The organism is Paraglaciecola sp. 25GB23A (assembly GCF_040012495.1).
In the GTDB taxonomy this organism is placed as follows: domain Bacteria; phylum Pseudomonadota; class Gammaproteobacteria; order Enterobacterales; family Alteromonadaceae; genus Paraglaciecola.
Genome location: NZ_JBDYKM010000063.1, coordinates 1 through 2461, shown reverse-complemented (window position 1 = coordinate 2461; position 2461 = coordinate 1). Strand labels below are relative to the sequence as shown.

The 2461-nt window shown below is 39.8% G+C and carries 4 protein-coding genes; all 4 read right to left on the bottom strand.

Going from position 1 to position 2461, the window contains the following annotated elements:
- Positions 1 to 74: 74 nt before the first annotated feature.
- The 4 genes from ABKW31_RS22755 to ABKW31_RS22740 all read right to left on the bottom strand — a co-directional run bounded on the left by ABKW31_RS22755 (position 75) and on the right by ABKW31_RS22740 (position 2417).
- Positions 75 to 374, bottom strand: a complete 300-nt coding sequence (locus ABKW31_RS22755; protein ID WP_348619007.1) for a hypothetical protein — start codon at positions 372 to 374, stop codon at positions 75 to 77.
- 447 nt (positions 375 to 821) lie between these two features.
- On the bottom strand, positions 822 to 1229 hold the full coding sequence (locus tag ABKW31_RS22750) for a hypothetical protein (protein ID WP_348619006.1): 408 nt from the start codon (positions 1227 to 1229) through the stop codon (positions 822 to 824).
- Positions 1230 to 1310: 81 nt separating this feature from the next.
- The gene (locus ABKW31_RS22745) at positions 1311 to 1934 is read right to left on the bottom strand and encodes a suppressor of fused domain protein (protein ID WP_348619005.1); all 624 of its coding nucleotides are present in this window, start codon (positions 1932 to 1934) and stop codon (positions 1311 to 1313) included.
- Positions 1935 to 2024: 90 nt separating this feature from the next.
- Positions 2025 to 2417 (bottom strand): hypothetical protein, encoded by a 393-nt coding sequence (locus ABKW31_RS22740; RefSeq protein WP_348619004.1) that lies wholly within the window; start codon positions 2415 to 2417, stop codon positions 2025 to 2027.
- Positions 2418 to 2461 lie beyond the last annotated feature (44 nt).

The window sequence follows — 2461 nt, the reverse complement described above, 5'->3', positions numbered from 1 at the left end:
AAGTGAAACGCCCTGTGCGGAGCCGCATGCAGGGTGTTGTGGGGGCTGGAGGCTAGATACCTCCGGCTACCCGATTATATTTCAATTTTCCCACCACAAGTAGGGCAATAGTTAAACTTTATTCTGTACATTTTGGCATTCATAATCACATTAAAAAGTTCTCTACCACAATGTGGACAAATAGCGCTTCTGCTGAATTTATAATTTACCCATAAATAGATAACTATAGCTGTCGAAAGAAAGAGTAGTATTTCAGCTATAGTCGCTCTTTGTTCCATCGCGAGATAAAAAGTACCACTTATCGTGAAAGCTAAAGTTACAGCAGCATAAACGCATTTCTTTGTTAAGGATTTAGAATATTCAATTTTAGCCAAACCATCCTCCTTGAAATATAACGCTCGCCTATGGGGCGATTATGAGTGTTTTGCAACGAAGTTGCAGCGAGTAATTGTCCCAACCCAACTTGTTGGGTGAGCATGAGGCGCTTGTTATATTTCAATTGTTTACCCTACCTTTAAAGTAACGTTTTATTACCCATATAGCGACATTTAGGCTACACAAAAAAGTAACTAAAAACATTGGTAACGCAAAGCTATTTAAACGATTACAGGTAATTTCAGTATCCAAACACGAGGTAAAAAATGATGCCAGCCCAATTAAAAATGTAATGACGCCTAAAACAAAACTTATGATTATATCTAGAGCTTTATTACTCAACCTAAACTTCTCTTGAAATATAACGCTCGCAGCACCGGACCCGCACGCGTTTATTGGCCTGTTTTTCAAGGCCAATGCGTGCTGGGTCCGTGTGGCTGCGTTTGTTATAAGTTTGGTTGTAAATAATAAAGAATATACCCCGAATAATTAAGCTCGCCTGCATTTACGGCTTCTTCGAATGCTTGCTTAAGAGCATGTTCACTGTTTAGCGGGGTGGAGATGCTATTGTCTTCCACAAACCTTTGAAGGCGCCAACGATCGAAGCCGTCAATTTCTCCCCTCTCTCCGAGATCAAAGTCAACTTTCGTTTGACCATTATCCATTACGACTCCGTAACCATGCATAAAATACTTTACAGCATCGCTAGTTTCCCCTCGTTGCTCACCAACAACACCAGTCCATTCAATATTACTTACAGGTAAACTAACATTTAGATGGGTAGCTAACCGAGGAAACATTTCAGCCACCGCCGATTGATACTGCTTAATTAATTTTAGTAAGTCGGGATTCATGAATACTTATAACGCCCGCACTTGCGGCTGGATTGGAGCGTAGCGTAAAAACAGTCCGAAAATATGCGCTTGTTATGCGATTTACACGACACTCTCTCGCTCCTTGCTTGTGACCAGCCCGCCAGTATTGCTAACTAGCCTTTCTTTAATTTCTTCTGATGAGGTTTTCTTAGCAACCTCTAACTCTGAAGGTGTAATACCGACGACCTGCAACAAATCAACACTACCTGACTTAATGGAAAAGTTACTCGGAAAATTAACGGGATGGACAAACATCATAGTTTTTATAGATTCAGATAACGCCAATGGCACTCTGTGCCCATAATCCAGCGATGGGAAATCCCCCATTTGCCCGTTTGCTAGCAATAAGTTATAGCCCATTAACGTTAGAAGAACCTCTATTGCCCATATCTCTTCGTTTTCCGTTTCCATTAGAAATTCAACGCCTAAACCAGAATATTCTTCTGGTTCTTCGGTTTCCCAAGGATTAGACATTCCTGATGTTACATACGCCCAAGTGTTTCTTTGTTCAGTAGGTGGACACTTGAAAACCCCGTGAGTAAGCCAGCGAGGATCAATGCTTTTGGCATTCAATCGATCTAAGATTTCATTTGATAATGGAAATATACCTTGCCCAGTATCACCAAATATCTGTTTATAAGAATTTTCTTCTCGTTCTTCCCACGATTCTTCAAGGAAGCTCATTCGTTCTCCTTCGCATAACGCCCCAAGCAGGGGATTTTATGAGTGTTTTTCAGCGAGTAAAATTCCCGCTGACTTGGCTTGTTAGGTGAATTAGTCACCATAGAACACCAAACATGTTTCTTGCTTGATTGCTAATTCAGCCGCACTACTTAAATTATCTAATGTCGTGATGATTCCATTTTTATCTAATGAAGCCAAGCCTTTCTCAATGGTTTCATATCTCACAACTGCTTTAGGCATCATAGTTAAAGTTTCTTTTGCAAAATGAATAGTGTTTATTAGCCGACGACAATCCTCTATTGAGTATTTGGTTTGGCCATATTCATTAAAAGTTTGACCTCCGACATTAATTATTGGCAGTAAATACTCCTGAATTTCGAACGATGGAAAATACCAACTATTTGGACTTTCCTTAGAGTTAGCAATATTCCACGAAATCAAAGATTCACCTAACGAGGCTGTAGAAAAAGTCGGTTTTGACATTGCATTTTCTACTACCCTTCTTAATTTTTAACTTTTGCTACTTT